Here is a 25,027-nt window from a genome sequence, read left to right on the forward strand (position 1 = left end):
TGGCTGGGTACACCCTGAACTCTACTCAGCTGTCCTTAAGTTGTGGTTCAATCATGGCTAATCAATCATTAAGTAAAATTGAATGATTTCCATCGAAGACTTGCGGTTGGCCGTCACCCTTGCGCGCTCTGAATCACTGAGCGCTGCGGCCAGAGCCCTGAACGTCACCCCGCCGGCGCTCTCCATGCGCCTGCGAAAGCTGGAGACGTTCCTGGGGCTGACCCTGGCCAATCGCGATGCCCGACGCCTCAGCCTTACGGCAGATGGCGAGCGGTTCTCGCGGGAAAGTGCGCTGCTGCTGGAGCAGCTTGAAGCACTGCCGGAGTCTTTCAGGCAACAGGATGAAACGCTGGTGGGCACCTTGAGGTTGGCGGCGCCATTTGGCTATGGTCGGCAGCGAGTCGCACCGCTGTTGGCACGTTTTGCCCGAATTCACCCACAGCTGTGCCTGCACCTGGATTTACGCGAGACCCCCTGGCCTGATCGTCATGACAGCGATGCGGTGATTCACATCGGCCATCTCAATGACAGCCTGTGGACAGCGCGGCCGCTCACGCCAAACGAGCGCTGGTTATGCGCGAGCCCAGCCTATCTGCAAGCGCACGGTGTGCCTTCATCACCGGATGAACTGGTGTCCCATCGCTGCATTTGCATTCGTGAAAATGATGAAGACGTCACGCTCTGGCACCTGCGTAAAGGGCAGGGTCGCAAGACGCTGCGCGTGGAGCCGGCGTTGCTGAGCAACGATGGCAGCGTTGCCCGGCGATGGGCCGAGCAAGGCTTGGGGTTGGTGCTGCGTTCGCAGTGGGATGTCAGCGACGCCGTTGCCAGCGGCAGCCTGGTGCGCGTGTTGGCAGACTGGAGTTTTGACAGTGCGCCGATCATCCTCCTGGTGCCGTCGCGCAAGCTTCGCAGCCCGCGCGTCCAAGCATTGGTGGCGTTTATGGAGGAGGCGCTTAAAGCCTGATTTGCGCCTTATTTCACGGCGTAGACCTTGCGTACATACACCGTGCTGTTCCAGGCACACGGCGCTCCTTTGGCCACGAATACCGTGTCGCCACGGTTGACCGTCACCGCAATTCCCTCGTCGTCTTGCAGCGTGACGCTGCCTTCGAGCAGGTGCATCAATTCATGCAGTTTGTGCGGGCGGCCGTGGCGGGCGTAGGGCGTCGAGTCCCAGATGCCGATGCGCAGCTCAGTGACCTCATCATCGAACAGGTTGAACGCGCGGCACTGCGGGGTAGGGCCGATCAGGATCTGTGGCTCGGGCGCGGCGGAGGGATTGAGCAGGGTATGCGGGGCAAGCAAGGTCAGGCCCGGGCGCGCCGGAGCATCGGCTTGGTCGACGGCGCAGAACGCCCATTGGCTGCCTGCGCTCGTCTGCACCGTAAGGCGTGTGCCACGACCGATCACGGCGCTGCTGCCGACCCCCAGCTCCAGTGTCTGGTCTGCGCTGCCGAGCACCACATGGCCTGCGTTCACCACCAGTGTTTCGCTGTGGGGGAAGTCTTCGATCACGGCTTCGCCGCTAAAGGTCACCAGCCCTGCGGACACGCCATCATCGCCCAGCCAGGCGAGTTGGCGGGTGTCGCCGAAGGGGTCCAGCGCGCTCAAGGCGCCGGTATTGAAAGACGTGGCAACGCGGCTGCCGTCGGCGCGAGCCAACAGCAGGATACGGGGAGATGACATGGGGAATGCTCCGGGAGGAAAGTCAGCCGATCGCCTGGGTGATCAGGGCAAAGGGGTGTACGCCGTGGCTGGCCCGGGGCGGCGTGCCCAGAGCCATCTGCGCGACGGTGTCGATGTTCTTCAGCCCGGCGTGTTCGAGCCAGTCGCTGAGGCCGCAGGCGACGGGAATGTCGATGCGGACAAAGGCATCCGGCACCTGGGCCAGCAGTACCGCGATCAAGTGCTTGGCCTGATCGATGTTTTCGGCAACCACCGGGCCAATGCAGCGCCCACGACCAAACAGCCGCAGCAGGGCGAAGCCGCGTAGTTGGCCGTCGCGCTCGATGCCCACCGCGTGTTCCACCTGCAGGTCGCGCAGTACTTCGCGGCGGTCCAGGCCACTGGCGGCTTTGGCCAGCGCGAGCAGGCTGGGGTGGTCGTCGGCGTGCAGGGCGCGGCAGGTTTCGCCATCGGCCAGTCCCGGCAGGGCGGGTACTAATGCCTGGCCCTGATGCTGCTGCACCCGCCCAAATTCGACGAACCCCTGGCTGGTATACAGCGGGGCGCCGGCGAGGGTGGCGTTGAGGACCGGCGTGCGCGCATCGCACGCGGCGAGGGCTTTTTCCATCAAGCGACGGCCGATGCCCTGGCCCTGGTAGTCATTGCTGACGATCACCAGGCCGATGGTGGCGTAGTCGCCCTGGGGGCAGGTGAAGGCGCTGCCGATCAGGCGCTCGCCATCCATCACCACGAAACCGTCGCTGACACGTTGCAACATGGCCCAGTCTTCCAGGCGGTGAGGCCATTTGAGTTGCACCGACAAGGCATGGGCGGCCGGCAAATCGGCCGCGGTCATCGGGCGGTATACATAAGCAGGGTGTGGCAGGGCGGACATGGCGAGCCTCCATAGAGCGTTTTGTGCAGCACGAGGCTGCTTGTATCCCACCTGTTTTAGAGGCTGGCAAGTGGGTCGGGAATATTCGGTAGATTCCTTGGGCAGTGTGTTGCGCGGCCACAGTTACTACTTAATTGGGGTGGGGGTGCAGCAGCAAATGCCAAGGAGCTTTTCCGGGTACATCTTCCTTGCGCGGTCACGGCAATGTACGCAATCCCGGCCAGCCACACTTTCTGCCGCCTCCACCCCCGTCCTTAAGCCTTTCTGCCCCTGAAAGCCCCCATAAAGCGCACAAACACAGGCCCTGCCCAAGCCTGGCGCGCACCGCAAAGTCTGCTGAGCCCGGCCACCAAAACGGTGGTTTGTATTGAGTGAAGGTCTTTTTAGACGGCATATGCTGATTTCACAGTGGTGTAATGAACCTGTGCTGCAACGAGGCGTACGCGCCGCCAGGGCAGTGAACGCTTGTCACACTCAACGAACTTCAGGACCGCACTCCATGAGCTTTCTTCGTCCCAAATTCATTACGTTCGACTGCTACGGTACGCTGACCAACTTTCATATGGGCACCATGACCCGCGAGCTCTTCGCCGATCGCATCAGCCCTGGGCAGATGGACCAGTTCGTCAAGGACTTCTCCGCCTACCGCCTCGACCAGGTCATGGGCGACTGGCGCCCCTACGACGAAATTCTCAAGACCGCCCTGGCCCGTACCTGCAAGCGCTGGGGCATCGAGTATCGCGAGGAAGGCCAGCTGTATTACGACGCCGTGCCGACCTGGGGCCCCCACGCGGACGTGCCGGCCGGTCTGTCGAAGATTGCCGACAAGATTCCCTTGGTGATCTTCTCCAACGCCAGCGACAGTCAGATCATGTCCAACGTCGACAAGCTCGGCGCGCCGTTCCACAAAGTATTCACTGCCGAACAGGCCCAGGCCTACAAGCCGCGCCTGGCCGCCTTCGAATTCATGCTCGATAACCTGGGTTGCGGCCCGGACGACATCTTGCATGTGTCTTCCAGCTTCCGTTATGACCTGATGCCGGCCCATGACATGAAGATCAAAAACAAGGCGTTTGTTGCCCGTGGCCACGAAGTGCCAGGCAATGCGTTTTACGGTTACCAGCAGATCACCGATATCGGTGGGCTGCCAGCGTTGGTCGGTCTGTAACAGCACACCAAGGGGTAAAGCATGGGCAGTGAATCCTATTGGCTAGACACCGCACCGGCATTTACCGGTGCCCATCCGGGCGGCTTGCCCAAGCAGGTCGATGTTGCAGTGGTCGGCGGTGGGTTCACTGGCCTTGCGGCGGCGCGGGCGTTGGCGCTCAAGGGCGCCAGCGTAGTGGTATTGGACGCCGGGCGAGTGATCGGGGAAGCCTCGGGCCGCAACGGTGGGCAGTGCAACACCGGGGTGGCTCAGGACTATGCCGGTTTGCACGCCAGCCTCGGCGCCGATAAGGCCCGCGCTTATTACCAGGCCTATGAAAGTGCGGTGCACTCCGTGGTTTCGCTGGTCGAGCAGGAAAAGATCGCCTGCGACCTGGTGCGCAACGGCAAGCTCAAGCTGGCGGCCAAGCCCCTGCATTACGAAGGCCTGGCCCGCACTTGTGAGCTGATCCGCCGGGAGGTGGACGCCGACGTCGAATTGCTCACCGCCGAGCAGACCCACGCCGAAGTCAACTCGGCGCAGTTCCACGGCGGCTTGCTGCAACGCAACGGCGTGCAGATGCATGTGGGGCGCTTTGGTGTGGGGTTGGCCGAAGCGGCCGCGCGGCACGGCGCGATGATTTACGAGCACACCGAGGTCAAGGACTGGAAGGCCCAGGCCGGCGGTTATCAGGTCAACACCGCCAAGGGGTCGCTGCACGCCGGGCAAGTGTTGCTGGCCACCGGCGCCTGCCAGCATGGTGACCTCGGCTGGTACCGCCGGCGCATTGTGCCGGTGGGCAGTTTTGTCATCGCCACCGAGGTCTTGCCCCAAGCGCTGATCGATCAGTTGCTGCCGCTGCGCCGCGCCTATGTGACCAGTCGCATGATCGGCAACTACTTTCGCCTGACGCCGGACAACCGCCTGCTGTTTGGCGGGCGTGCACGGTTTGCCATGTCTGACAGCGTCTCCGACGCCAAGAGCGGCAAGGTGCTGCAAGCGGCGATGCTGAATATGTTCCCGCAGTTGGCGCACGTGAAGATCGACTACTGCTGGGGCGGCCTGGTGGACATGACGTCCGACCGCCTGCCCCGCGCCGGCCAGCATGGCGGCGTGTTCCATTCCATGGGCTACAGCGGCCATGGCGTGCAGATGTCGGTGCACATGGGCCAGGTCATGGCCGACGTCATGGCGGGCAACACGGCGGCCAACCCGTGGCGTGAACTGGAGTGGCCGGCGATTCCCGGGCATTTCGGCAAACCCTGGTTCCTGCCGTTCGTGGGCGCCTATTACCGTTTCCAGGACTACTTGCACTGAGTTGCCGTTGTTGCGTCACCGTCGTTTGCGTTTCCAGGACGCTCCGGACATCCGTGAGCACTCGATTCTCCCGATTATCGACAGGTAGCCTTGCTATGACTGACAACAAAAACACACCCGAGCTCATTTCCGGCCAGGAAAGCCTGCGGGTGTTCGAAAGTCTCAACCGCGGCATGTCACGCCGTAACGCTTTGCAAATGCTGGGCGTTGCCGGTGTGGCCGCAGCCGGTGCGGGCAGCCTGTTCGGCAGTGCCGGCAAGTTGTTCGCCGATGAAGCTGCCGTTGAGGGCAAAGGCAAACCCGGTGGCAAGATCCGTGTCGCCGGCATGTCCAGCTCCACCGCCGACACGCTCGACCCGGCCAAGGGCGCGCTGTCCACCGACTATGCACGCCACTACATGTTCTACAACGGCCTGACCCGTTTCGATAAGCACCTGGTGCCGCAACTGGAACTGGCTGAACGCATCGACAATACCGACGCCACGGTGTGGACCATCACCCTGCGCAAAGACGTGACCTTTCACAATGGCAAGTCCCTGACGGCCGCCGACGTGGTGTTCTCCCTGAATCGCCACAAAGACCCGCTGACCGGCTCCAAAGTCATGCCGCTGATGGAGCAGTTCGCCGAGATCAAGGCCAGCGGGCCGAACGAGGTGCAAATTCGCCTTAGCGCGCCCAACGCCGAGTTGCCGTCGATCCTCGCCGTGTCGCACTTGCTGATCGTTCCCGAGGGCACCACCGACTTCAACAAAGGCATCGGCACCGGCCCGTTCACTGTCGGTGAGTTCAAACCGGGTGTGCGCTCGATTGCCGTGCGCAACAAGAACTACTGGAAACCGGGCTTGCCGTACCTCGACGAGATCGAGTTCATTGCCATCGCCGACGAGCCATCGCGGGTCAACGCGCTGCTGTCGGGCGACGTGCACATGATCAACGAGGTCAACCCGCGCTCCACCACGCGCATTGCCGCGAGTGCCAAACACCGGGTCGTGGATGCGCCGTCGGGCAACTACACTGACTTGATCATTCGCCAGGACCAGTTACCCGGCAAAAGCCCGGAATTCACCCAGGCCATGAAGCTGCTGCTCGACCGTGAGCAGGTCAAGTCTGCGGTGTTCCGGGGATTTGCCGTGGTCGGTAACGACCACCCGATCGCGCCGGGTTCACGTTACTTCAACGCCGATCTGCCGCAGACGGTCTACGACCCGGAAAAAGCCAGGTTCCTGCTGAAGAAAGCCGGCATGGAAAGCATCACCATGCCCGTCATGGCGTCGCCTGCCGCCACCGGTTCGGTGGACATCGCCGTGCTGTTGCAGCAATCGGCGAAACAGGCCGGGCTCAAGCTGGATGTGAACCGCCTGCCGAGCGACGGCTACTGGTCCAACCACTGGATGAAGCACCCGTTGAGCTTCGGCAACATCAACCCGCGGCCGAATGCCGACGTGATGTTCTCGCAGTTCTTCCAGTCCAAGGCGCCGTGGAACGAGTCCGGCTGGCAGAACGATCAGTTCGACCAGCTGTTGATGCTGGCCCGTGGCGAAACCGATGACGCCAAGCGCGCCAAAATGTATGGCGACATGCAGACCCTGGTGCACGACCACTGCGGTATCGGTGTACCGGTATTTATCAGCAACATCGACGGTGTCGACCAGCGCATCAAAGGCTACGGCACCAACCCGCTGGGCGGTTTCATGGGCTACATGTTTGCCGAGCAGGTGTGGTTGGACGCGTGAGGAGGGCAGTGCGATGAATAGCAATACACTGTGGTTGATCGCCCGGCGTTTCGGCGCCGGGGCCGTGACCTTGTTGATCGTGTCCATGGTCGTGTTCGCGATCACGGCCGTGCTGCCGGGAGACGCGGCGCAGCAATCCCTCGGCCAGTTCGCGACCCCCGAGCAGGTGGCGGCACTGCGCCTCAAGCTGGGGCTGGACCAGCCCGGTGTGTTGCGTTACCTGCACTGGTTGATGAGCCTGCTCACCGGCGACCTGGGCGTGTCGGTGTCCAACGCCATGCCGGTGGGGGAACTGATGGCGGGCCGGGTGCCCAACACCCTGATGCTGGCGGGCGCTACGGCGCTGGTCTCGGTGCCGGTGGCACTGGTACTGGGGATTGGCTCGGCGATGGGCCGGGGCGGGCGCATCGACAGCTGCCTGAGCTTTATTACCCTGGCGATGGTCGCGGTGCCGGAGTTTCTGGTGGCAACCCTGGCGGTGCTGATTTTCGCGGTGAATCTCGGCTGGTTGTCGGCGCTGTCTTACGCCAGCGACATCACCTCGCCGCTGCAATTCATGCGCACCTATGCCTTACCGGTGATGACGCTGTGCTGCGTGATCGTCGCGCAGATGGCGCGCATGACCCGCGCCGCCGTGATCGATCAACTCGACAGCCCCTACGTGGAAATGGCCCGACTCAAGGGCGTCAGCCCGATTCGCATTGTGCTGCGCCATGCCTTGCCCAATGCCATCGGGCCGATTGCCAATGCCATCGCCCTGAGCCTGTCCTACCTGTTGGGTGGGGTGGTGATCGTCGAAACCATCTTCAATTATCCCGGCATTGCCAGCTTGATGGTCGATGCCGTGACCAACCGTGACATGGCGCTGGTGCAGGCGTGCACCATGTTGTTCTGCGCGGCCTACCTGGCGTTGGTGCTGATCGCCGACTTGTGCGCAATCCTGTCCAATCCGAGGCTGAGAAACCAATGAACCCGATCATTGCGAAATCCAAGCCTGTGTCCTCCGCGCTGGCCCTCGCCAAGGTTTCCAGCGGCCCGTCCTGGCTGGGGCTGGTGGGCGCCGTGGTGTGCGTCGCCTGGTTGCTGGTGGCGCTGTTTGGCCCCTGGCTGGCGCCACACCCGGTGGGTGAAGTGGTGTCCGACAACATCTTCGAAGGCTTCAGCCTCACCCATCCGTTCGGCACCGATTACCTGGGCCGCGACATGCTCAGCCGGGTATTGGTGGGCGCGCGATTCACCGTTGGGCTGGCGCTGGTGGCGGCGTTGTTGGCCAGCACCTTCGGCACCGGGTGTGCGCTGCTCTCCGTGGTCTCGCCCAAGTGGCTGGACGAGATCATCAGCCGCATCATGGATGCCTTTATCTCGATCCCAAGCAAAATGCTTGCGCTGATCATGGTCTCGGCGTTTGGCTCGTCAGTGACGCTGCTGATCTGCACGGCGGTTATCAGTTACATCCCGGGCTCGTTCCGCGTTGCCCGCAGCATGGCGGTCAATATCGAGGCCCTGGAGTACGTGCAGGTTGCGCGCACTCGCGGCGAAGGCCGGTTGTACGTGGCGTGCATGGAAATCCTGCCGAATATGCTCAACCCGGTATTGACCGACCTGGGCCTGCGGTTCGGCTACATCGTGCTGTTGCTCAGCGGCATGAGTTTTCTCGGCCTCGGCGTGCAACCGCCAGACGCCGACCTCGGCTCGCTGGTGCGCGAAAACATCGGCGGCCTCAATCAGGGCGCGCTGGCCATCATCATTCCGGCGCTGGCCATTGGCACACTGACCATCGGTGTGAATCTGCTGATCGACTACCTGTCATCACGCCGTAGTCGACGCACGGGAGGCCATTGAAATGACCCAATTGATTCGCGTCGAAGACCTGCGCGTAGTGGCCTGCGGTGAGCACGGCGAGGTAGAAATCGTCAAAGGCGTGAGCTTTGCCCTGGAAAAAGGCGAAGTGCTGGCGTTGATCGGTGAGTCCGGCTCGGGCAAGACCACCATCGCCCTGGCCTTGCTCGGGTATGCACGGCGCGGCTGTCGTTTGTCGGGCGGGGTGGTGCAGGTCGGTGAACACGACATGCTCGCCTTGAGCGAAAAACAGCTGCAGGGCCTGCGCGGCAATCGCGTGTCCTATATCGCCCAAAGCGCCGCAGCGGCTTTCAACCCGGCCAAGAAACTCATCGACCAAGTGGTGGAAGGCGCATTGATCCATGGCCTGGGCACCCGGGTCGAGCTGGAAGCCAAGGCCATCGGCTTGTTCCGCGACCTGGCCCTGCCCAATCCCGAACGCATTGGCCGGCGCTACCCGCACCAAGTCTCCGGCGGGCAACTGCAGCGGGTGATGGCAGCGATGGCGCTGATCAGCGACCCGGTGCTGGTGGTGCTCGACGAGCCGACCACGGCGCTGGACGTGACCACCCAGATCGACGTGCTGCGCGCCTTCAAACGGGTGGTGCGTGAGCGCGGCGCCACGGCCGTTTACGTGTCCCATGACTTGGCGGTGGTCGCGCAAATGGCCGACCAGATCGTAGTGCTCAATGGCGGGCAGATTCTCGAGCAAAGCGCCACGGCGCCGCTGCTCAAGGCGCCGACCCACGAGTACACCCGCAGCCTGCTGGCTGCTGCGCGGCCAGACACCACCATTCGCCCGCCCAGCGGGATTGCCGAAGACCTGCCACTGCTGACCATCAGCGGCCTCACCGCCGGTTACGGCAATAAAAACATGCACGGCATGCCGTCGATTCGGGTGCTCGAAGACATCGATCTCACGGTGCGCCGTGGCCAGGCTATCGGCGTGATCGGCGAGTCGGGCTCCGGAAAGTCCACGTTGGCGCGGGTGGTGGCCGGGCTGTTGACCCCGGCCCTCGGCGGCCTGACCTTCGACGGGCAACCCTTGGGCGGCAGCCTCGCCGAGCGAAGCCCGGAGCAGTTTCGCCGTATCCAGATGGTGTTCCAGAACGCCGACACTGCGCTCAACCCGATGCACAGCGTGGCGGCCATCCTCAGCCGTCCGCTGAAGATGTATTTCGGCCTCAAGGGCGCTGCCTTGACGGCGCGCGTCGGTGAGTTGCTGGACCTGGTGCGCCTGCCGCGCTCCCTCGCCGAACGTCGTCCCAACGAGCTGTCCGGCGGGCAAAAGCAGCGGGTCAACCTGGCCCGCGCGCTGGCGGCCAAGCCCGACCTGATCCTGTGCGATGAAGTCACCTCGGCCCTCGACACGGTGGTGGGCGCGGCGATCCTCGAACTGCTGCGCGACCTGCGCCAGCAACTGGGGGTGTCGTACCTGTTTATCAGCCATGACATCTCCACCGTGCGTGCGTTGTGCGATGACATTGTGGTGATGTACAGCGGCCACAAGGTGCAGGCCGGCAGCCGTCAGTCGTTTGCCGAGCCACCGTTTCACCCTTACACCGACCTGCTGATTCACTCGGTGCCCGAGTTGCGTCAGGGCTGGCTGGAAACCTGCGACACCGCGTGCGAAACGCTGCCAGTGATCGGCGAACGGGCCAATGTGCCGGAACTGTGCACCTTCCTCAATCGCTGCCCGGTACGCGTCGACGGCCTGTGCAACCGTACTGCGCCGAGTCGCCGAGCCCTCGACAACGGCGGTGAAATCCTTTGCCACCACGACAGCGCCCAGTTGCTGAATACCCAGCGGGGCGTCACCACCACCAGCTTGGGAGCCTATGCATGAAGGGGCGTTTTGTGAGGTTGGCCGAACAGGGCCGGCCGACGGTCAGCCTGACCGTGGATGGTGCAGTCATCGAGGCCTTGCAGGGCGACACCCTGATGGTCGCGCTGTTGACCCAGGGCAACGCGCTGCGCCAGTCGGAATTCGACAGCGGGCGCCGCGCCGGTTTCTGCCTGATGGGCGCGTGCCAGGACTGCTGGGTATGGACCCGCAGCGGCGAACGCCTGCGTGCCTGCTCCAATGAAGTCCGTGACGGGCTGGACATCGTTACCACACAACCGGAGGCGACATGGCCACTGCACGGGTAGTTATTGTGGGCGCGGGGCCGGCGGGCGTGCGCTGCGCCGAAACCTTGCTGGCGGCCGGGATCAAGCCGATCCTGATTGATGAAAACCGCCGCGACGGGGGGCAGATCTACCGCCGTCAGCCCGACGGGTTCACCCGGGACTACACCACCCTGTACGGCAGCGAAGCCGCAAAGGCCCAGCACCTGCACCAGAGTTTTGATCGCCTGCGCGGCGCCATTGACTACCGCCCCGACACCCTGGTGTGGAACCTGACGCCCGGGCAACTGTGTTGTGTGAGCCAGGGGCGCCACAGCACCGTGGATTACGATGCGCTGATCCTCTGCACCGGCGCCACTGACCGCTTGATGCCCATCGAGGGCTGGCAACTGGCGGGCACCTACAGCCTGGGCGGGGCGCAGATCGCTTTGAAAAACCAGGCCGTGTCCATCGGCCATCGCGTGGTGTTCATGGGCAGCGGGCCGTTGCTGTATCTGGTCGCCAGCCAATACGTCAAGGTCGGCGCCGAAGTGGCTGCGGTGCTCGATACGTCTCCCTTTAGCCTGCGCCTGAAGGCCCTGCCCAAACTGCTGGCGCGGCCGGGCTTGCTGTTTACCGGGATCAAGCTGCTGGCCCAACTGTACCGCGCCAAGGTGGCGGTGCACTTGGGGATCAAGCCGCTGCAAGTCATGGGCGACGCGGCCAATGGTGTGATGGGCGTGCGGTTCACCACGGGCAGTGGGCGGGTGGCTACGGTGCAGGCCGATGCCGTTGCGCTGGGCTATCACCTGCGACCGGAAACCCAGTTGGGCGACCTGGCTGGCTGCACCATGGCGTTCGACCACGCCTCCAGCCAATGGTGGTTGGCCACCGACGACGCCGGACGCACCTCGGTGAAAGGCGTGTATGCGGCCGGTGACGGTTCGAAGATTCGCGGCGCGGATGCCGCCGAACACGCCGGGCGCCTGGTGGCGTTGGCGCTGCTCGAAGATCTGCAGCAACCGGTGAACGCCGCGCTGCGTGATGAGCAACAGCAGGCCTTGGCGGTGATGGATCAGTTTCGCCTTGGCCTGGCCCAGGCGTTCCCCTGGCCCAGCGAACAGGCCAAGGCCCTGCCGGACAGCGCCATCGTGTGCCGCTGCGAGATGATCAGCGCCGGCGAGTTGCGCCGCACGGTGAAAGAGAAGGGCGCCTGCGAGGTCAATCGCGCCAAGGCGTTCAGCCGCGTGGGCATGGGCCGTTGCCAGGGGCGTTATTGCTCCCAGGCCGGGGCTGAAGTGATCGCCGCCGCTGCGGGCGTGCAGGTCCAGGAGGTCGGTCGCCAGCGCGGCCAGGCGCCGGTCAAACCCTTGTCGATGCTGATTACCGAGGAGGTATCGCCATGAGCGTTCAAAAAGCCGATGTGGTGATTGTCGGCGGTGGTGTGATGGGCTCGGCGACCGCGTTTTTTCTGCGTCGTCGCGGGCATTCAGTGATCCTGCTGGAGCGCGACCAGATCGGCCAGTACGCCAGTGGCGTGAACTTTGGCAATGTGCGGCGGCAAGGGCGCTTCCTTGGTCAACTGGCCCTGGCCAACCGCTCCTGGGCGCTGTGGAAGCGCCTGCCGGAACTGATCGATGACGACCTGGAGTTCATCCCCAGCGGCCACATGCGCGTGTGTTACCGCGAAGATGAAATCGCCGAGCTGGAAGCCTATGCGGCCGCGCCGGAAGCTGAACAGCTGGACCTGAAGATTTATCGCGGTGCCGAGCTGCATCGACGTTTCGGCTTCCTCGGCCCCGACGTCAAGGGCGGCTCCTATGCGCCTCACGATGGCCACGCCAACCCGCGTCTGGCCGCGCCGGCGTTTGCTCGCGCCGCGCGGCGCCTGGGGGCGCAGATCGAAGAGCGCACTGAAGTCGCCGAGGTGCAGAAGGTCGGCGCCGACTTTCAGATCACCACCACCGATGGGCGCCAGTTCCACGCCGCGCAACTCTTGATCACCGCCGGCGCCTGGGGCCAGAAACTCTCGGCGCAGTTCGGCGAACCGGTACCGCTGGAGACCCACGGCCCGCAAATGGCGGTGACTGAGCCGGTGCCCTATGCGCTGCCGACGGTTATCGGCGTGTACACCAAAATTCCTGAAGAAGTGATCTACTTCCGCCAGATTCCCCGGGGCAATATCGTCATCGGCGGCGGTTACCGCAGCAAGCCAGACATGCTCAACCGCCGCGCCTATGTGGAACCGCGCAGCATCCTCAACCAGGTCAGCCAGATGCGCCGCCTGCTGCCGGGCGTGGGTAACCTGAATATCATCCGCGTGTGGAGTGGCATCGAAGGCTACCTGCCAGACTCGCTGCCGGTGATGGGCGCCAGTGGCACCGTCGACGGCCTGTTTTATGCGTTCGGTTTTTGCGGCCACGGCTTCCAGCTCGGCCCGGGCGTCGGTGATGTGATGGCCGAACTGCTGAGCACCGGGAGCACCAGTACCCCGATCGAACCGTTTTCCATCACCCGCTTCGCCCCACCTGCCAAGCAACGGAGCCAGGCCTCATGAAACCCCGCGTTCTCGAGATTCTCAAACACCTGATGGCCTTCGACACCGTGTCGTCGGAGTCCAACCTGGCCCTGATCGACTACGTACGCGACCTGCTGCTGACCAAAGGCATCGAGTCGCTGATCGTCAAAGACCAGAGCGGCAAGAAGGCCAACCTGTTCGCCAGCACCGGGCCCAAGGAGCAGCCCGGTGTCTTGTTGTCCGGGCACACCGACGTGGTGCCGGCGGCGGGGCAGGCCTGGACCTTTCCCGCCTTCGCCGCCACCGTGCAGGATGGGCGTATCTATGGGCGCGGCAGTTGCGACATGAAGGGCTTTATCGCCCTGGCCATCGACGCGATGCTGGATGCCGCCGACCACAGCCTGAACCGCCCGCTGCAACTGGCGCTGTCCCATGACGAAGAGATCGGTTGCGTCGGTGTGCGCCGCTTGCTCGACGTGCTGCACCTGGCGCCGGTGCGGCCGTTTCTGTGCGTGATCGGAGAGCCGACCAATATGCAGTTTGTGCTGGGCCACAAGGGCAAGGGCTCTTACCGCACGTATTGCCGGGGCCAGGAGGCCCATTCGTCCCTGGCGCCACGCTCGGTCAATGCGATTCATGTGGCGTGCGACTTTATCGCTGCCCTGCGCGAGAGCCAGCAGCAACTGCAACACCACGGCGCACAGGACAGCGACTACGACGTGCCCTACAGCACCGTGCATGTGGGGCAGATCGTCGGCGGCAAGGCGCTGAATATCGTGCCTAACCTGTGCACCCTGGATTTTGAAGTACGCAACCTGCCGGCCGACGATCTGGACCAGTTCCTGGAGCAGATGCGCGAGCGCGCTGAAGTGATCGTGCGCGAGGCACAGAAGTTGTCCAGCGTGGCGGCCATCGAGATCGAAACGATCAACGTCTATCCCGGCCTCGATACCCATCCCAGCGTCGAGGCGGTGCGCTTTCTCAAGCAATTCGCCGCGCCAGGCACCGGCACCTCCAAGGTCTCGTTCGGCACCGAGGGCGGCCTGTTCAAGCAGCGCCTGGACGTACCGGTGGTGGTGTGCGGCCCAGGCTCCATCGAGCAGGCGCACAAGCCCGACGAGTTTATCGAGATCAGCCAAATGGACGCCGGCGAGCGCTTCTTGCAAGGACTGCTGGGTTCACTCAGGGCCTAGCAGAGCCTGCCGTCCTGGGGTGAATTTCAGCACGGCACGCTGCTTTAATCGCGCTTTCGGCATCCTCGTTTGCGGCACCTCCCTAGACTGGAGCGTGTCTCGGATCAGGACTCGACCATGCTCAAGAATCGCTTGCAAGACCCCAGCCTGCTGGCTGAACTCGCCTATGTGGATGGCCAGTGGATCGCTGCTGACAGTGGCGCCACCCTGGACATCCGCGACCCCGCTACCGGCCACTTGCTCGCTCAAGTTCCGGCGATGGACGGGGTGGATACCCGCCGCGCCATTGAAGCCGCCGAACGTGCCTGGCCCGCCTGGCGTGCACGCCCGGCCGCCGAGCGTGCGGCGCTGCTGGAGCGCTGGTACCAGGCGATGATCGACAACCTTGATGACCTGGCGCTGATCATGACCCGCGAACAGGGCAAGCCGCTGAACGAAGCCCGCGGCGAAGTGCGCTACGGTGCCGGTTTCGTCAAATGGTTCGCCGAGGAAGCCCGCCGGGTCTACGGCGAAACCATGCCCGCGCCCAGTGGCGACCGCCGCCTGCTGACCCTCAAGCAACCCGTGGGCGTGTGCGCCGCCATTACCCCGTGGAATTTCCCCAACGCGATGATCACCCGCAAATGTGCGCCTGCGCTGGCCGCCGGGTGCCCGATCATCGTCAAACCGTCGGACCTCACGCCACTGTCGGCCTTGGCCCTGGCGGTGCTGGCCGAGCGCGTCGGCATTCCGGCCGGGGTGTTCAATGTGATCACCGGCTTGCCCGCCGGTATTGGTGAGGAGCTGACCGGCAACCCGGCGGTGCGCAAGATTTCCTTCACCGGCTCCACCGCTGTCGGACGCCTGTTGATGCGCCAGAGCGCCGAGCACATCAAGCGCCTGAGCCTGGAACTGGGGGGCAATGCGCCCTTTATCGTGTTCGACGACGCCGACCTGGAACAGGCGGTGGCCGGGGTGATGCTCAGCAAGTTTCGCAACGCCGGGCAAACCTGCGTGTGCGCCAACCGCATCCTGGTACAGGCCGGTATCTACGCGCGTTTCGCCGCACGGCTGGTGGAAGAGGTGGGCAAGCTCAAGGTCGGCAACGGCCTGGAAGACGGCGTGACCATCGGCCCATTGATCAACCCCGCGGCGGTGAACAAGGTCGCACGGCATATTGTCGATGCCCTGAGCCAGGGCGCGAAGTTGCTGTGTGGCGCGACCCCCACGGGTGACAGCCAGTTCGTGCAGCCCACGGTGCTGGGTGACACCCACGCCGGCATGTTGCTGGCCAATGAAGAAACCTTCGGCCCGGTGGCACCGCTGATGCGCTTTACGGATGAAGCCGAGGCGCTGGCCCTGGCCAATGCCACGCCGTATGGCCTGGGCGCCTACTATTTCACCCAGGACCTGCAGCGCTCGTGGCGTTTTGGCGAAGCTTTGGAGTTCGGCATGGTTGGGCTCAACACCGGGATTATCTCGATGGAAGTCGCGCCGTTTGGCGGCATCAAGCAATCGGGCCTGGGGCGCGAGGGCAGCAAGTACGGCCTGGACGAATACCTTGAAGTCAAAGCCTTCCATATCGGCGGCTTGAACTGAATTTTTGCGAGGCACGCACCATGAGCAAGGCATTCAGAATCGCTGCGATTGCCGGCGATGGCATTGGCAAGGAAGTGTTGCCCGAAGGGCTGCGGGTACTGGAACAGGCCGCCAGGATCTGGGACCTGAACCTGAGCATCGAAGTGCTCGACTGGGCCCACTGCGATTACTACCTGGAACACGGGCAGATGATGCCCGAGGACTGGTTCGAGCGGCTTAAGGGGTTTGATGCGATCTACTTTGGCGCCGTGGGGTGGCCGGACAAAGTCCCGGACCATGTTTCCCTGTGGGGTTCGTTGCTCAAGTTTCGCCGCGACTTCGACCAGTACGTGAACATCCGCCCGGTGCGGCTGTTTCCCGGGGTGCCGTGCCCACTGGCCGGGCGCGAGCCTGGGGACATCGACTTTGTGGTGATTCGCGAGAACACCGAGGGCGAATACTCCTCGGTGGGCGGCAAGATGTTCGAGGGCACCGAACATGAGTTCGTGCTGCAGGAGTCGGTATTCACCCGGCGCGGCGTCGACCGCATCCTCAAGTTTGCCTTCGACCTGGCCCAGTCCCGCCCGCGCAAGAAGCTCACGGCGGCGACCAAGTCCAACGGCATTTCCATCAGCATGCCCTACTGGGATGAGCGCACCGCATTGATGGCGGCCAACTACCCCGAAGTGAGTTGGGACAAGCAGCACATCGACATCCTGTGCGCGCGGTTTGTGCTGCAACCGGACCGGTTTGATGTGGTGGTGGCGTCGAACCTGTTCGGCGACATCCTCTCCGACCTCGGGCCGGCGTGCGCCGGGACGATAGGCATTGCGCCGTCGGCCAACCTCGACCCCGAGCGGCGCTTTCCGTCATTGTTCGAGCCGGTGCACGGCTCGGCGCCGGATATTTACGGGCAGAACATTGCGAATCCCATAGCGATGATCTGGTCGGGGGCGTTGATGCTGGATTTCCTTGGCAACGGCGATGAGCGGTATCGAGCGGCCCATGACGGAATCTTGCAGGCGATTGAGTCGGTGATTGCCGAGGGCGTGGTGACGCCGGATCTGGGCGGGAAGGGCTCAACTCAGGATGTCGGGTTGGCGATTGCCCAAAGGCTCCCGATCTAAAGCGCGCACGGTCAAAAAAAGTGGGAGCCAGTGGTTCAGTTGAAATATCTTTGGCTGACACCCCGCACTCGGCTGATCTGGCGCCGGTGCACGGTGTCGCAGAGTTTGAACAGTTTTGTGCGGTAGCTGGAGGAGCGCGGCCTGGCACTCACACTGTAGCAGCTGCCGAGCCCCGGCGAGGCTGCGATGAGGTCGGCACAGGCGACATTGATGTTGCCTGACCCACCGCTATCGCGGCCTCTCTAAGGCTCGACGGCTCCCACATTTTGGTCTTTGTCAGCCGCCAAATTGCAGGGTGCCAGCTTGGCCATCTGCGCGCCGGCGCCTAGTTGCATCAGTTACACAGGTTTTCTGTGGGAGCTGTCGAGCTTAAGCGAGGCTGCGATGACGTCGGCACAATCGACATTGAAGTTGCCTGACCCACCGCCATCGCGGCCTCGCTAAGGCTCGACGGCTCCCACATTTGATCTTTGTCAGCCGCCAAATTGCAGGGTGCCAGCTTGGCCATCAGTGCGTCGGTGCCTAATTGCATCAGTTACACAGGTTTTCTGTGGGAGCTGTCGAGCTTTAGCGAGGCTGCGATGACGTCGGCACAATCGACATTGATGTTGCCTGACCCACCGCTATCGCGGCCTCGCTAAAGCTCGACGGCTCCCACATTTGATCTTTGTCAGCCGCCAAATTGCAGGGTGCCAGCTAGGCCATCTGCACGCTGGCGCCTAATTGCATCAGTTACACAGGTTTTCTGTGGGAGCTGTCGAGCTTTAGCGAGGCTGCGATGACGTCGGCACAATCGACATTGATGTTGCCTGACCCACCGCTATCGCGGCCTCGCTAAAGCTCGACGGCTCCCACATTTGATCTTTGTCAGCCGCCAAATTGCAGGGTGCCAGCTAGGCCATCTGCACGCTGGCGCCTAATTGCATCAGTTACACAGGTTTTCTGTGGGAGCTGTCGAGCTTTAGCGAGGCTGCGATGAGGTCGGCACAGGCGACATTGAAGTTGCCTGACCCACCGCTATCGCGGCCTCGCTAAAGCTCGACGGCTCCCACATTTGATCTTTGTCAGCCGCCAAATTGCAGGGTGCCAGCTTGGCCATCAGCGCGCCGGCGCCTGATTGCATCGGTTACACAGGTTTTCTGTGGGAGCTGTCGAGCTTAAGCGAGGCTGCGATGACGTCGGCACAGTCGACATTGATGGTGGCTGACCCACCGCCATCGCGGCTTCGAAGGCTCGACGGCTCCCACATCAAGTCAGGTGCTCCCACATTTGGATCTCCATGCATCAATAACCCTTGCACCGATCCACCTCACCCAGCATCGGCTCGCCGCGCTCATACCGCCGGATATTCTCCAGCAACACCCCAAACGCACTCGCCGGTTGGGTCATCGCCGCGATATGTGGCGTCAGCATAATCTGCGGGTGATCCCAGAATGGATGGTCCGCCGGCGCGGGTTCCTCCTGCAGTACATCCAGCACTGCACCGCTCAGTTGCCCACTGCCCAATGCCTCCAGCAAGTCTTCCTCCACCAGGTGCCTGCCACGCCCCATGTTGATCAGCGCCGCCCCACGCGGTAACTGCGCAAACAGCTGGCGGTCGAGAATGCCTTGGGTCTGCTCGGTCAACGGCAGCACACACAACAGAATGTCGCACTGGCTGAGGAACGTCGGCAGTTGGTGTTCACCGGCGTAGCAGTCCACGCCTGCCAACTGATAAGCACTGCGGGCCCAGCCCGACAGCGCAAACCCCAACGGCGCCAACGTCGCCAGAATCTGCTGGGCCTGGGTGCCCAGGCCCATCACGCCGACCCTGCGATTCACGGCCGGTTGTAACAGGTGCGCCTGCCAGCAGCGCGCCACTTGCTGCTGGCGATAGCGCAACATATCGCGGTGCAGGCTCAGCACCGCCCAACTGGCGTATTCGCACATGCCGCGGGTGATGCCGGGGTCTAGCAGGCGCACCACGGGCAGGTCGGGCGGCAGGCGGGAGAGGTCCAGTTGGTCGACCCCGGCCGACAAGGCAAACAGCACTTTCAGGTTGGGCAGTACTTGCTTGAGGTTGTCGGGCGCCTGCCAGGCGGCCAGGTAGTCCACCTCTTCGGCATTACCGATGTCGGGCCAGGCGCGCCATTCGATCTGCGGCGCGTGTTCGGCGAACAGTGCCTGCCAATGTTGGCCGCGCACCGGGTCAGCTTTGTAGAGCAAGGCCATGGGCATTTCCTGCAGGGTTCGGGTAGCCCTCATCATCCCCCAAGCCCGGCGCAGGATCTGTTGAAAGGTGGGGGCAAAACAGTCGATCCGAATTTCTCACGGGCCAAGTTCGGCGTAGTTGGTTGCCCGCAAGCCTTACTCTGAACCGCATCGCAACCACTTTCCGGTTGCTGCATTCACGATGGGAACTGCCATGAATAGCAAAGTCGACGAAACCCCTCATTTGCTGCGTCAGCGCGATCAATTCGTGCCCCGTGGCCTGGTGACCGCGCACCCCCTGGTGATCGACCGTGCCCAGGGCGCCGAGTTGTGGGACGTGGATGGCAAGCGTTACCTGGATTTCGTCGGCGGGATCGGCGTGCTGAACATCGGGCATAACCATCCCAAAGTGGTGGCTGCGGTGCAGGCCCAGTTGCAGAAGGTCTCCCACGCCTGCTTCCAGGTGGTTGCCTACCAGCCTTACCTCGACCTGGCACAGCGGCTGTGTGAAATGGTCGGCGGACAGGAAGCCTATAAGGCTGCGTTTTTCACCTCCGGCGCCGAGGCCGTGGAAAATGCGGTGAAGATTGCCCGTGCCCACACCAATCGTTCGGCGGTGATCGCTTTTCGGGGCGGCTTCCATGGTCGAACCTTGCTTGGCACCACACTCACCGGCATGAGCCAACCCTACAAACAGAACTTCGGGCCGTTTGCACCGGAGGTGTTCCACACGCCGTATCCGAATGCTTATCGCGGGGTGACCAGCGAGATGGCACTCAAAGCCCTGGATGAACTGCTGGCGACCCAAGTGGCGCCGGAGAGGATCGCGGCAATCATCATTGAGCCGGTGCAGGGCGACGGCGGCTTCCTCACGGCGCCTGCGGAGTTTCTCCAGGCGCTGCGTGCGTTGGCTGACAAGCACGGCATTGTGTTGATCCTGGATGAGATCCAGACCGGTTTCGGCCGTACCGGTACCTGGTTCGGCTTCCAACACGCCGGCATCCAGCCTGACCTGGTCACCGTGGCCAAGAGCCTGGCCGGCGGCTTGCCTTTGTCCGGTGTGGTCGGCAAGGCGCACATCATGGATGCGCCGTTGCCCGGCGGCCTGGGCGGCACCTACGGCGGCAATGCGTTGGCGTGCGCGGCGGCACTGGCGGTGATCAGCGCGTTCGAGCAGGAGCAATTGCTCGAACGCGGCCAACGGCTGGGCGAACGCCTGCGCCAGGGCCTGCTCGGTTTGCAGGCGCGCTACCCGCGTATCGGCGATGTGCGCGGCACCGGCTTCATGTTGGCAATCGAACTGATCCAGGATGACCCGGCGCGCACCCCGGACGCCGACCTCAACCAACGGCTGATCGATGAAGCCCGCGCCGGCGGGTTGCTGGTGATCAAATGCGGCGTGCATCGCAACGTATTGCGCTTTCTCGCGCCGTTGGTGACGACCGAGGCCCAGGTCGACGAAGCCTTGCAGATACTCGACGGCGCCTTGGCACGGGTCTTGAACTGAGCCTGTGCTTGTTCAGGGTGAACCGCATCATTGGAGACTTGACCCCACATGGGACTGACAGATTATCGAGCGTTGCTGATCGATTGCGATGAAGTGCTGGTGGACCGCGACTCGGGTGTGTTGGCCGCCTTGCAGCCGCTGCTCGACAGCCGTGGCGGGCACCCGTCCAGGGAGCAAGTGCTGGCCGAGTACAACACGGTGGTCGCCAATCTCTACCCGCGCTTCGCCGAGTTGGGCTTCAGTGGCGTGCTGTGTTTCGCCCATCGCCAACTCGCCGAGCGCTGGGGGCTCCACGCCAGTTGGGAGGAGGGCATGAGCTTTGCCCGCAGCGCCGGCAGTTGGGCGCTGTTCGAGGATGCGCCGGGGGCTATGCTGTACCTGCGCAAGTTCTATCGGCTACTGGTGCGTGGCGACCGTGACGCGGAGGACCGTGGCGTGTTGTGTGAGCGGCTGGGTATTGCACCGGAAGATTTCATTTCCCTGGCCGATGACCTGCAATGGCTCAGCGAACAAGCGGAGGATGTGCAGCCCGTGCTGCATGTGACACGACCGTCGGTCGCGGCGCACGGGGTGTTCGACCGCTGCCTGATCGGCCGCCAACGGCCCCGGCAGCCTTCGCCGTGCGCGGCGGAGTACTGCATCAGCAGCATGGCGGATCTGGTGGCTCAGCATCAGCTGTCTTTACGGCGCTGATTTTGCTAGAAGATTGTCTTACAAACGGCAGTCAAGAGGTACGTAATGGAAGGGCAAGTGAAGCTGGACCGGATCGATATCAGTATTCTGGTTGAACTGCAAAAGGACGGCCGGATGACCAATGTCAGCCTCGCCGACGCCGTGGGCCTGTCTGCCAGCCCGTGTTTGCAACGGGTCAAGCGGTTGGAGTCGGCGGGGTATATTTCCAGCTACAAGGCGCACTTGAACCTGGCCAAGATTACCGATTCGGTCACGGTGTTCACCGAGATCACCCTCAGCGACCATAAGCGTGAAGACTTCGCCAAGTTCGAATCCAATATCCGCCTGGTAGACGAAGTGCTCGAATGCCACCTGATCAGCGGTGGTTACGACTACCTGGTGCGCTTCATGACCCGCAGCATCCAGCATTACCAGGAAGTGGTGGAGAGCCTGCTGGACAAGAACATTGGTATCTCCAAGTACTTCAGCTATATCGTCATCAAGTCGCCGGTGCTCAAGGACGGCGTGCCCCTGCGTAAATTGCTGCGCCACTGAAGTCGCCTGCCGCGTGCAGGTCGACTACAGAGACCTGTCGGTATTAGCTCGGCAACTGAGTTCCGAACAGCCATACGGATCCTGCACATAGCAGCGTCATGAGGCAGAAACCTGCGATCAACCAGCGTCGCTCAATAATAAAGGCACGCTGGTCCGATAGAAGCTCGTCGCGCGCCTTCGTCATTGTCTTTAGCTCATTGGCAGCATTGTTAAGCGCGACGGTGTGCGCATCGCGTTGCCTGGTCACTTCGAGCAATTTCGTTGCTGTATCTGCAGTGCTTTGCTGGGCTTGCCCCAGGGCAGCTTCAGCGGTGCTCACCTTCTGATCGAGGTGGATATTTTGCTGTTTGAGTGCTTCCATTCTTTTGAACTGTTCCTGGATCATCGACTCCAGAAATGCCTTCGAACTCGGGTTGCTCAGCACGACGCCCTGCAAGTAGCCGTTCGGACTTTCCAGTATCTTCTTGATGCGTTGACGGTGTGCATCTTCGCGTTCATCAGTCGTGTCCTCTTCCGGGGTCATGTACTCGAAAAGCTTGGGAATACTGACCTCCACTAGCGGAATATCGAGCGCTCTCAGCTCGCTCTGCTTGATGGCGTCCACCGCGTGAGTGTTATGGATTTCCAAGTACAGTTTGCCGTCCCACTTGGTGCCCAGCCAATGCTCTGCCTGGAACTCCAGATAGATATCCACATAGCGATTTCCATTGGCGGTAACCACTAACTTTTCCGGTTCGATATGGCTGATGGTGATCGGGATTTGATGGACTTTCTTTGCCTTGCCGCTTGTGGGGAAAGCGAGGTTCAAGGTCATTGTGGTGACGGTGAGTAGCGCCTCTTTGAACAAGAGGTGATTCAGCGACTCCCCCTCGCCATGGCCGCCGGCACCGTCGCCGATATAGGAGAAGTAGCAGCTGTTTCCCTTCATGACATGTTTGACCGGAACGCGCTTTCCGGGCCGATGGGTGCTGAAGAAACGGTCGGGTGTAGGTTGTCCATTGAACAGTGTCAGGCGCTGATGGGCGACTTGTCTTGCGGTGACCATGTGCTCCGGGCCGGCTTCATAGGGTGAGGTGAACGCGCGTGTTTTTGCCATAAATTGTCAGTCCTTCCATGGGTGATCGTACTGCCGCATGATTCACAATATTTTACTGTTGAGCACTTCGAGAGGTTCATCAATAAAATAAGGTCTTTGGATGTACGGATTTTGCATCACGCTCTAGTCTGCCGCCATCGGTAACTGGATTAAATCAGTCCATTCTCTAGTCCAGTGTCACGACGGTTACGCCGGCTGTCTCGAAGCGATCCATGTTCATCAACGCATCGATGGACTGCTCCAGGCTGATGGTTTTACCCACGAGTTTTTCCGGGGCCAGTTTTCCGCTGGTGATCATCTGGATCATCGCGTCATAACGATGGGCTTGCATGCCGTGGCTACCGTAGATCTCAAGCTCGTGCGCGATGACCTTGCTCATGGGGATTGCCGGCGTGGCGTGGTCGGCGAGCATCAGCCCCACCTGGACGTGTTTGCCTCGACGGCGCAGGTTGTTGATGGAGTTGAAGCACGTGGTGGGATGGCCCAATGCATCCAGCGATACGTGGGCGCCACCCTGGGTGATTTCCAGCACGGCTTCGGTGACGTCCGCAACGCCTTGTGCGTTCACGGTTGCAACGGCGCCGAGCGCGCGTGCCAACTCGAGTTTTTCCTGCGAGATATCGATGGCGATGACGTTCGCGCCGAGAGCCTGGGCGATCATCACGGCGGACAGGCCCACGCCTCCGCAGCCATGCACCGCGACCCACTGTCCAGCGCTGACTTTGCCTTGGTCAACAACCGCGCGGAATGACGTGGCGAAGCGGCAGCCCAGGCTCGCAGCAGTCGCGAAGTCCATGCTCTGCGGGAGTTCGACGAGGTTCAGGTCGGCCTGGTGGATACCGACGTACTCGGCAAAAGAACCCCAATGAGTGAAGCCCGGTTGAAACTGGGTAGTGCAGACTTGCTGGTTACCGCTGTTGCACTCGGGACACGCGCCACAACCACCTACGAAGGGCACCGTCACACGGTCGCCGACCTTCCACCGAGTGACGTCCCTGCCAACCTCCGCCACGATGCCGGCAAGCTCATGCCCGGGAACATGCGGCAGTTGAATGTCCGGATCATGCCCCTTCCAACCGTGCCAGTCGCTGCGGCAAACGCCCGTGCCGCGCACCTGTATGACCACGCCGTGACGCTCTGGCGTCGGGTCTTCGACGTTCATCAGGCGCGGCGGTTGGGAAAAGGCTTCGTAGACAACTGCTTTCATGAAAGTCACCTCTACTTGGATAGACACTGCGCTGTATTCGATTGACCTCGTGTGCGGGGCGGCTCGAATCAGTGCTGATCCATTATGTGCAAGTGCGTTGAAATTGCCTTTCAGATTGCGGTTGATAGTGTGCGGCGAATGAAATTAATCTCCATGAGCCGACCCCTAATTGAAAGGATCAACCATGCTCGAGCGTTTGGATAAGGTGGACATTGCAATATCAGAGCGACTGCAGCGAGATGGGCGACTGTCGAATGTCAAATTGGCGGAGCAACTTTCCCTCAGCGAAGCGTCCTGTTGGCGCAAACAAAAGCGCCTCGAGGAGTGCGGGGTGATTGAGGGGTACCAAGCCATCCTGAATCGTAGAAAACTGGGGCTGGGGGTGATGGCTTTTGTTCAGATTTCCTGCAGTGACCACAGTGAAGAAGCCACGGAAAAGTTTGAAAAAATCATCGCGTCAGCGCCTCAGGTACTCAGTTGTCACAATACAACGGGCGAGGCGGATTTTTTGCTTCAGGTCGTCGCCAGAGACTTGGACAGCTACAGCAAGTTCGTTGAAAAGGTGCTGAGAAAGCTCCCGGGCGTATTGAGCATCCGCTCGAACCTGTCGCTGCGGGAAATGAAGACCACGCATCGTTTTCCGGTGGCCGAGCTTCTGAGTATCTGAGGGCCTGCAACGCGCTCTTCGGTGATGGGCTCG

At 62.2% G+C, this 25,027-nt stretch carries 22 protein-coding genes; 17 read left to right on the plus strand and 5 right to left on the minus strand.

What is annotated here, in order from left to right; genetic code table 11:
- Window positions 1–82: 82 nt before the first annotated feature.
- On the plus strand, window positions 83–967 hold the full coding sequence (locus tag ACA046_RS11520) for a LysR family transcriptional regulator (RefSeq protein WP_459027769.1): 885 nt from the start codon (window positions 83–85) through the stop codon (window positions 965–967).
- A gap of 8 nt (window positions 968–975) precedes the next feature.
- Here ACA046_RS11520 and ACA046_RS11525 read toward each other — a convergent pair whose 3' ends face one another.
- Window positions 976–1,689, minus strand: coding sequence for a cupin domain-containing protein (locus ACA046_RS11525; protein ID WP_497676545.1), 714 nt, complete (start codon window positions 1,687–1,689; stop codon window positions 976–978).
- A 22-nt stretch (window positions 1,690–1,711) separates the two neighbouring features.
- A complete protein-coding gene (locus tag ACA046_RS11530) occupies window positions 1,712–2,563 on the minus strand; it encodes a GNAT family N-acetyltransferase (protein WP_459027773.1) in 852 nt (283 codons plus the stop codon).
- Window positions 2,564–3,062: 499 nt separating this feature from the next.
- Between ACA046_RS11530 and ACA046_RS11535 the strand changes: the two genes are divergently transcribed.
- From ACA046_RS11535 to ACA046_RS11590, 12 genes are all read left to right on the plus strand, one after another.
- Entirely contained in the window at window positions 3,063–3,731 is a 669-nt protein-coding gene (locus ACA046_RS11535) for a haloacid dehalogenase type II (protein ID WP_459027775.1), read from the plus strand.
- Between the two features lie 21 nt (window positions 3,732–3,752).
- Complete coding sequence (locus ACA046_RS11540) at window positions 3,753–5,027, plus strand: NAD(P)/FAD-dependent oxidoreductase (RefSeq protein WP_497676546.1); 1,275 nt, start codon at window positions 3,753–3,755, stop codon at window positions 5,025–5,027.
- Between the two features lie 95 nt (window positions 5,028–5,122).
- Window positions 5,123–6,760, plus strand: a complete 1,638-nt coding sequence (locus ACA046_RS11545; protein WP_497676547.1) for an ABC transporter substrate-binding protein — start codon at window positions 5,123–5,125, stop codon at window positions 6,758–6,760.
- A 13-nt stretch (window positions 6,761–6,773) separates the two neighbouring features.
- Complete coding sequence (locus ACA046_RS11550) at window positions 6,774–7,730, plus strand: ABC transporter permease (RefSeq protein WP_318301573.1); 957 nt, start codon at window positions 6,774–6,776, stop codon at window positions 7,728–7,730.
- Window positions 7,727–8,602, plus strand: a complete 876-nt coding sequence (locus ACA046_RS11555) for an ABC transporter permease (protein ID WP_076014592.1) — start codon at window positions 7,727–7,729, stop codon at window positions 8,600–8,602. The genes ACA046_RS11550 and ACA046_RS11555 overlap by 4 nt, the downstream gene beginning before the upstream one ends.
- 1 nt (window position 8,603) lies before the next feature.
- Window positions 8,604–10,445, plus strand: coding sequence for an ABC transporter ATP-binding protein (locus ACA046_RS11560; protein WP_497676548.1), 1,842 nt, complete (start codon window positions 8,604–8,606; stop codon window positions 10,443–10,445).
- Window positions 10,442–10,750: a (2Fe-2S)-binding protein gene (locus ACA046_RS11565; RefSeq protein ID WP_167665066.1), complete on the plus strand. Its 309-nt coding sequence runs from the start codon at window positions 10,442–10,444 to the stop codon at window positions 10,748–10,750. Before ACA046_RS11560 ends, ACA046_RS11565 begins: the two co-directional genes overlap by 4 nt.
- Window positions 10,732–12,111: an FAD/NAD(P)-dependent oxidoreductase gene (locus ACA046_RS11570; protein WP_497676549.1), complete on the plus strand. Its 1,380-nt coding sequence runs from the start codon at window positions 10,732–10,734 to the stop codon at window positions 12,109–12,111. The genes ACA046_RS11565 and ACA046_RS11570 overlap by 19 nt, the downstream gene beginning before the upstream one ends.
- Window positions 12,108–13,262, plus strand: a complete 1,155-nt coding sequence (locus ACA046_RS11575) for an NAD(P)/FAD-dependent oxidoreductase (RefSeq protein WP_497676550.1) — start codon at window positions 12,108–12,110, stop codon at window positions 13,260–13,262. The genes ACA046_RS11570 and ACA046_RS11575 overlap by 4 nt, the downstream gene beginning before the upstream one ends.
- Window positions 13,259–14,416, plus strand: a complete 1,158-nt coding sequence (gene argE, locus ACA046_RS11580; RefSeq protein ID WP_459027788.1) for an acetylornithine deacetylase — start codon at window positions 13,259–13,261, stop codon at window positions 14,414–14,416. The genes ACA046_RS11575 and argE overlap by 4 nt, the downstream gene beginning before the upstream one ends.
- Window positions 14,417–14,533: 117 nt before the next feature.
- Window positions 14,534–15,994: an NAD-dependent succinate-semialdehyde dehydrogenase gene (locus ACA046_RS11585; protein ID WP_497676551.1), complete on the plus strand. Its 1,461-nt coding sequence runs from the start codon at window positions 14,534–14,536 to the stop codon at window positions 15,992–15,994.
- 20 nt (window positions 15,995–16,014) lie between these two features.
- Complete coding sequence (locus ACA046_RS11590; protein WP_497676552.1) at window positions 16,015–17,100, plus strand: tartrate dehydrogenase; 1,086 nt, start codon at window positions 16,015–16,017, stop codon at window positions 17,098–17,100.
- 1,284 nt (window positions 17,101–18,384) lie between these two features.
- On the opposite strand, the gene ACA046_RS11595 is transcribed toward ACA046_RS11590, so the two are convergent.
- Window positions 18,385–19,311, minus strand: a complete 927-nt coding sequence (locus ACA046_RS11595) for a 2-hydroxyacid dehydrogenase (protein ID WP_497676553.1) — start codon at window positions 19,309–19,311, stop codon at window positions 18,385–18,387.
- 193 nt (window positions 19,312–19,504) lie between these two features.
- Between ACA046_RS11595 and gabT the strand changes: the two genes are divergently transcribed.
- Genes gabT through ACA046_RS11610 form a run of 3 tightly spaced genes read left to right on the plus strand, consistent with a single transcriptional unit; the run spans window position 19,505 to window position 22,024 of the window.
- The gene (gene gabT, locus ACA046_RS11600; RefSeq protein WP_167665060.1) at window positions 19,505–20,797 is read left to right on the plus strand and encodes a 4-aminobutyrate--2-oxoglutarate transaminase; all 1,293 of its coding nucleotides are present in this window, start codon (window positions 19,505–19,507) and stop codon (window positions 20,795–20,797) included.
- Window positions 20,798–20,845: 48 nt separating this feature from the next.
- Window positions 20,846–21,490 (plus strand): HAD family hydrolase, encoded by a 645-nt coding sequence (locus ACA046_RS11605; protein WP_318301565.1) that lies wholly within the window; start codon window positions 20,846–20,848, stop codon window positions 21,488–21,490.
- A 45-nt stretch (window positions 21,491–21,535) separates the two neighbouring features.
- Window positions 21,536–22,024, plus strand: a complete 489-nt coding sequence (locus ACA046_RS11610; RefSeq protein ID WP_010449292.1) for an Lrp/AsnC family transcriptional regulator — start codon at window positions 21,536–21,538, stop codon at window positions 22,022–22,024.
- A 43-nt stretch (window positions 22,025–22,067) separates the two neighbouring features.
- On the opposite strand, the gene ACA046_RS11615 is transcribed toward ACA046_RS11610, so the two are convergent.
- Window positions 22,068–23,120, minus strand: a complete 1,053-nt coding sequence (locus tag ACA046_RS11615; protein WP_497676554.1) for a hypothetical protein — start codon at window positions 23,118–23,120, stop codon at window positions 22,068–22,070.
- 166 nt (window positions 23,121–23,286) lie between these two features.
- Complete coding sequence (locus ACA046_RS11620) at window positions 23,287–24,327, minus strand: zinc-dependent alcohol dehydrogenase family protein (RefSeq protein ID WP_497676555.1); 1,041 nt, start codon at window positions 24,325–24,327, stop codon at window positions 23,287–23,289.
- A gap of 184 nt (window positions 24,328–24,511) precedes the next feature.
- Here ACA046_RS11620 and ACA046_RS11625 point away from each other — a divergent pair, with 184 nt between their 5' ends.
- Window positions 24,512–24,994, plus strand: coding sequence for an Lrp/AsnC family transcriptional regulator (locus ACA046_RS11625; RefSeq protein WP_459027804.1), 483 nt, complete (start codon window positions 24,512–24,514; stop codon window positions 24,992–24,994).
- Window positions 24,995–25,027: the final 33 nt, after the last annotated feature.

Source organism: Pseudomonas sp. LBUM1641, assembly GCF_059716235.1.

Excerpts from the sequence above, each read along its gene's own strand:
- ACA046_RS11520 (WP_459027769.1), top strand. The coding sequence starts at position 83 with ATGATTTCCATCGAAGACTTGCGGTTGGCCGTCACCCTTGCGCGCTCT.
- ACA046_RS11525 (WP_497676545.1), bottom strand. The coding sequence starts at position 1,689 with ATGTCATCTCCCCGTATCCTGCTGTTGGCTCGCGCCGACGGCAGCCGC.
- ACA046_RS11530 (WP_459027773.1), bottom strand. The coding sequence starts at position 2,563 with ATGTCCGCCCTGCCACACCCTGCTTATGTATACCGCCCGATGACCGCG.
- ACA046_RS11535 (WP_459027775.1), top strand. The coding sequence starts at position 3,063 with ATGAGCTTTCTTCGTCCCAAATTCATTACGTTCGACTGCTACGGTACG.
- ACA046_RS11540 (WP_497676546.1), top strand. The coding sequence starts at position 3,753 with ATGGGCAGTGAATCCTATTGGCTAGACACCGCACCGGCATTTACCGGT.
- ACA046_RS11545 (WP_497676547.1), top strand. The coding sequence starts at position 5,123 with ATGACTGACAACAAAAACACACCCGAGCTCATTTCCGGCCAGGAAAGC.
- ACA046_RS11550 (WP_318301573.1), top strand. The coding sequence starts at position 6,774 with ATGAATAGCAATACACTGTGGTTGATCGCCCGGCGTTTCGGCGCCGGG.
- ACA046_RS11555 (WP_076014592.1), top strand. The coding sequence starts at position 7,727 with ATGAACCCGATCATTGCGAAATCCAAGCCTGTGTCCTCCGCGCTGGCC.
- ACA046_RS11560 (WP_497676548.1), top strand. The coding sequence starts at position 8,604 with ATGACCCAATTGATTCGCGTCGAAGACCTGCGCGTAGTGGCCTGCGGT.
- ACA046_RS11565 (WP_167665066.1), top strand. The coding sequence starts at position 10,442 with ATGAAGGGGCGTTTTGTGAGGTTGGCCGAACAGGGCCGGCCGACGGTC.
- ACA046_RS11570 (WP_497676549.1), top strand. The coding sequence starts at position 10,732 with ATGGCCACTGCACGGGTAGTTATTGTGGGCGCGGGGCCGGCGGGCGTG.
- ACA046_RS11575 (WP_497676550.1), top strand. The coding sequence starts at position 12,108 with ATGAGCGTTCAAAAAGCCGATGTGGTGATTGTCGGCGGTGGTGTGATG.
- argE (WP_459027788.1), top strand. The coding sequence starts at position 13,259 with ATGAAACCCCGCGTTCTCGAGATTCTCAAACACCTGATGGCCTTCGAC.
- ACA046_RS11585 (WP_497676551.1), top strand. The coding sequence starts at position 14,534 with ATGCTCAAGAATCGCTTGCAAGACCCCAGCCTGCTGGCTGAACTCGCC.
- ACA046_RS11590 (WP_497676552.1), top strand. The coding sequence starts at position 16,015 with ATGAGCAAGGCATTCAGAATCGCTGCGATTGCCGGCGATGGCATTGGC.
- ACA046_RS11595 (WP_497676553.1), bottom strand. The coding sequence starts at position 19,311 with ATGGCCTTGCTCTACAAAGCTGACCCGGTGCGCGGCCAACATTGGCAG.
- gabT (WP_167665060.1), top strand. The coding sequence starts at position 19,505 with ATGAATAGCAAAGTCGACGAAACCCCTCATTTGCTGCGTCAGCGCGAT.
- ACA046_RS11605 (WP_318301565.1), top strand. The coding sequence starts at position 20,846 with ATGGGACTGACAGATTATCGAGCGTTGCTGATCGATTGCGATGAAGTG.
- ACA046_RS11610 (WP_010449292.1), top strand. The coding sequence starts at position 21,536 with ATGGAAGGGCAAGTGAAGCTGGACCGGATCGATATCAGTATTCTGGTT.
- ACA046_RS11615 (WP_497676554.1), bottom strand. The coding sequence starts at position 23,120 with ATGGCAAAAACACGCGCGTTCACCTCACCCTATGAAGCCGGCCCGGAG.
- ACA046_RS11620 (WP_497676555.1), bottom strand. The coding sequence starts at position 24,327 with ATGAAAGCAGTTGTCTACGAAGCCTTTTCCCAACCGCCGCGCCTGATG.
- ACA046_RS11625 (WP_459027804.1), top strand. The coding sequence starts at position 24,512 with ATGCTCGAGCGTTTGGATAAGGTGGACATTGCAATATCAGAGCGACTG.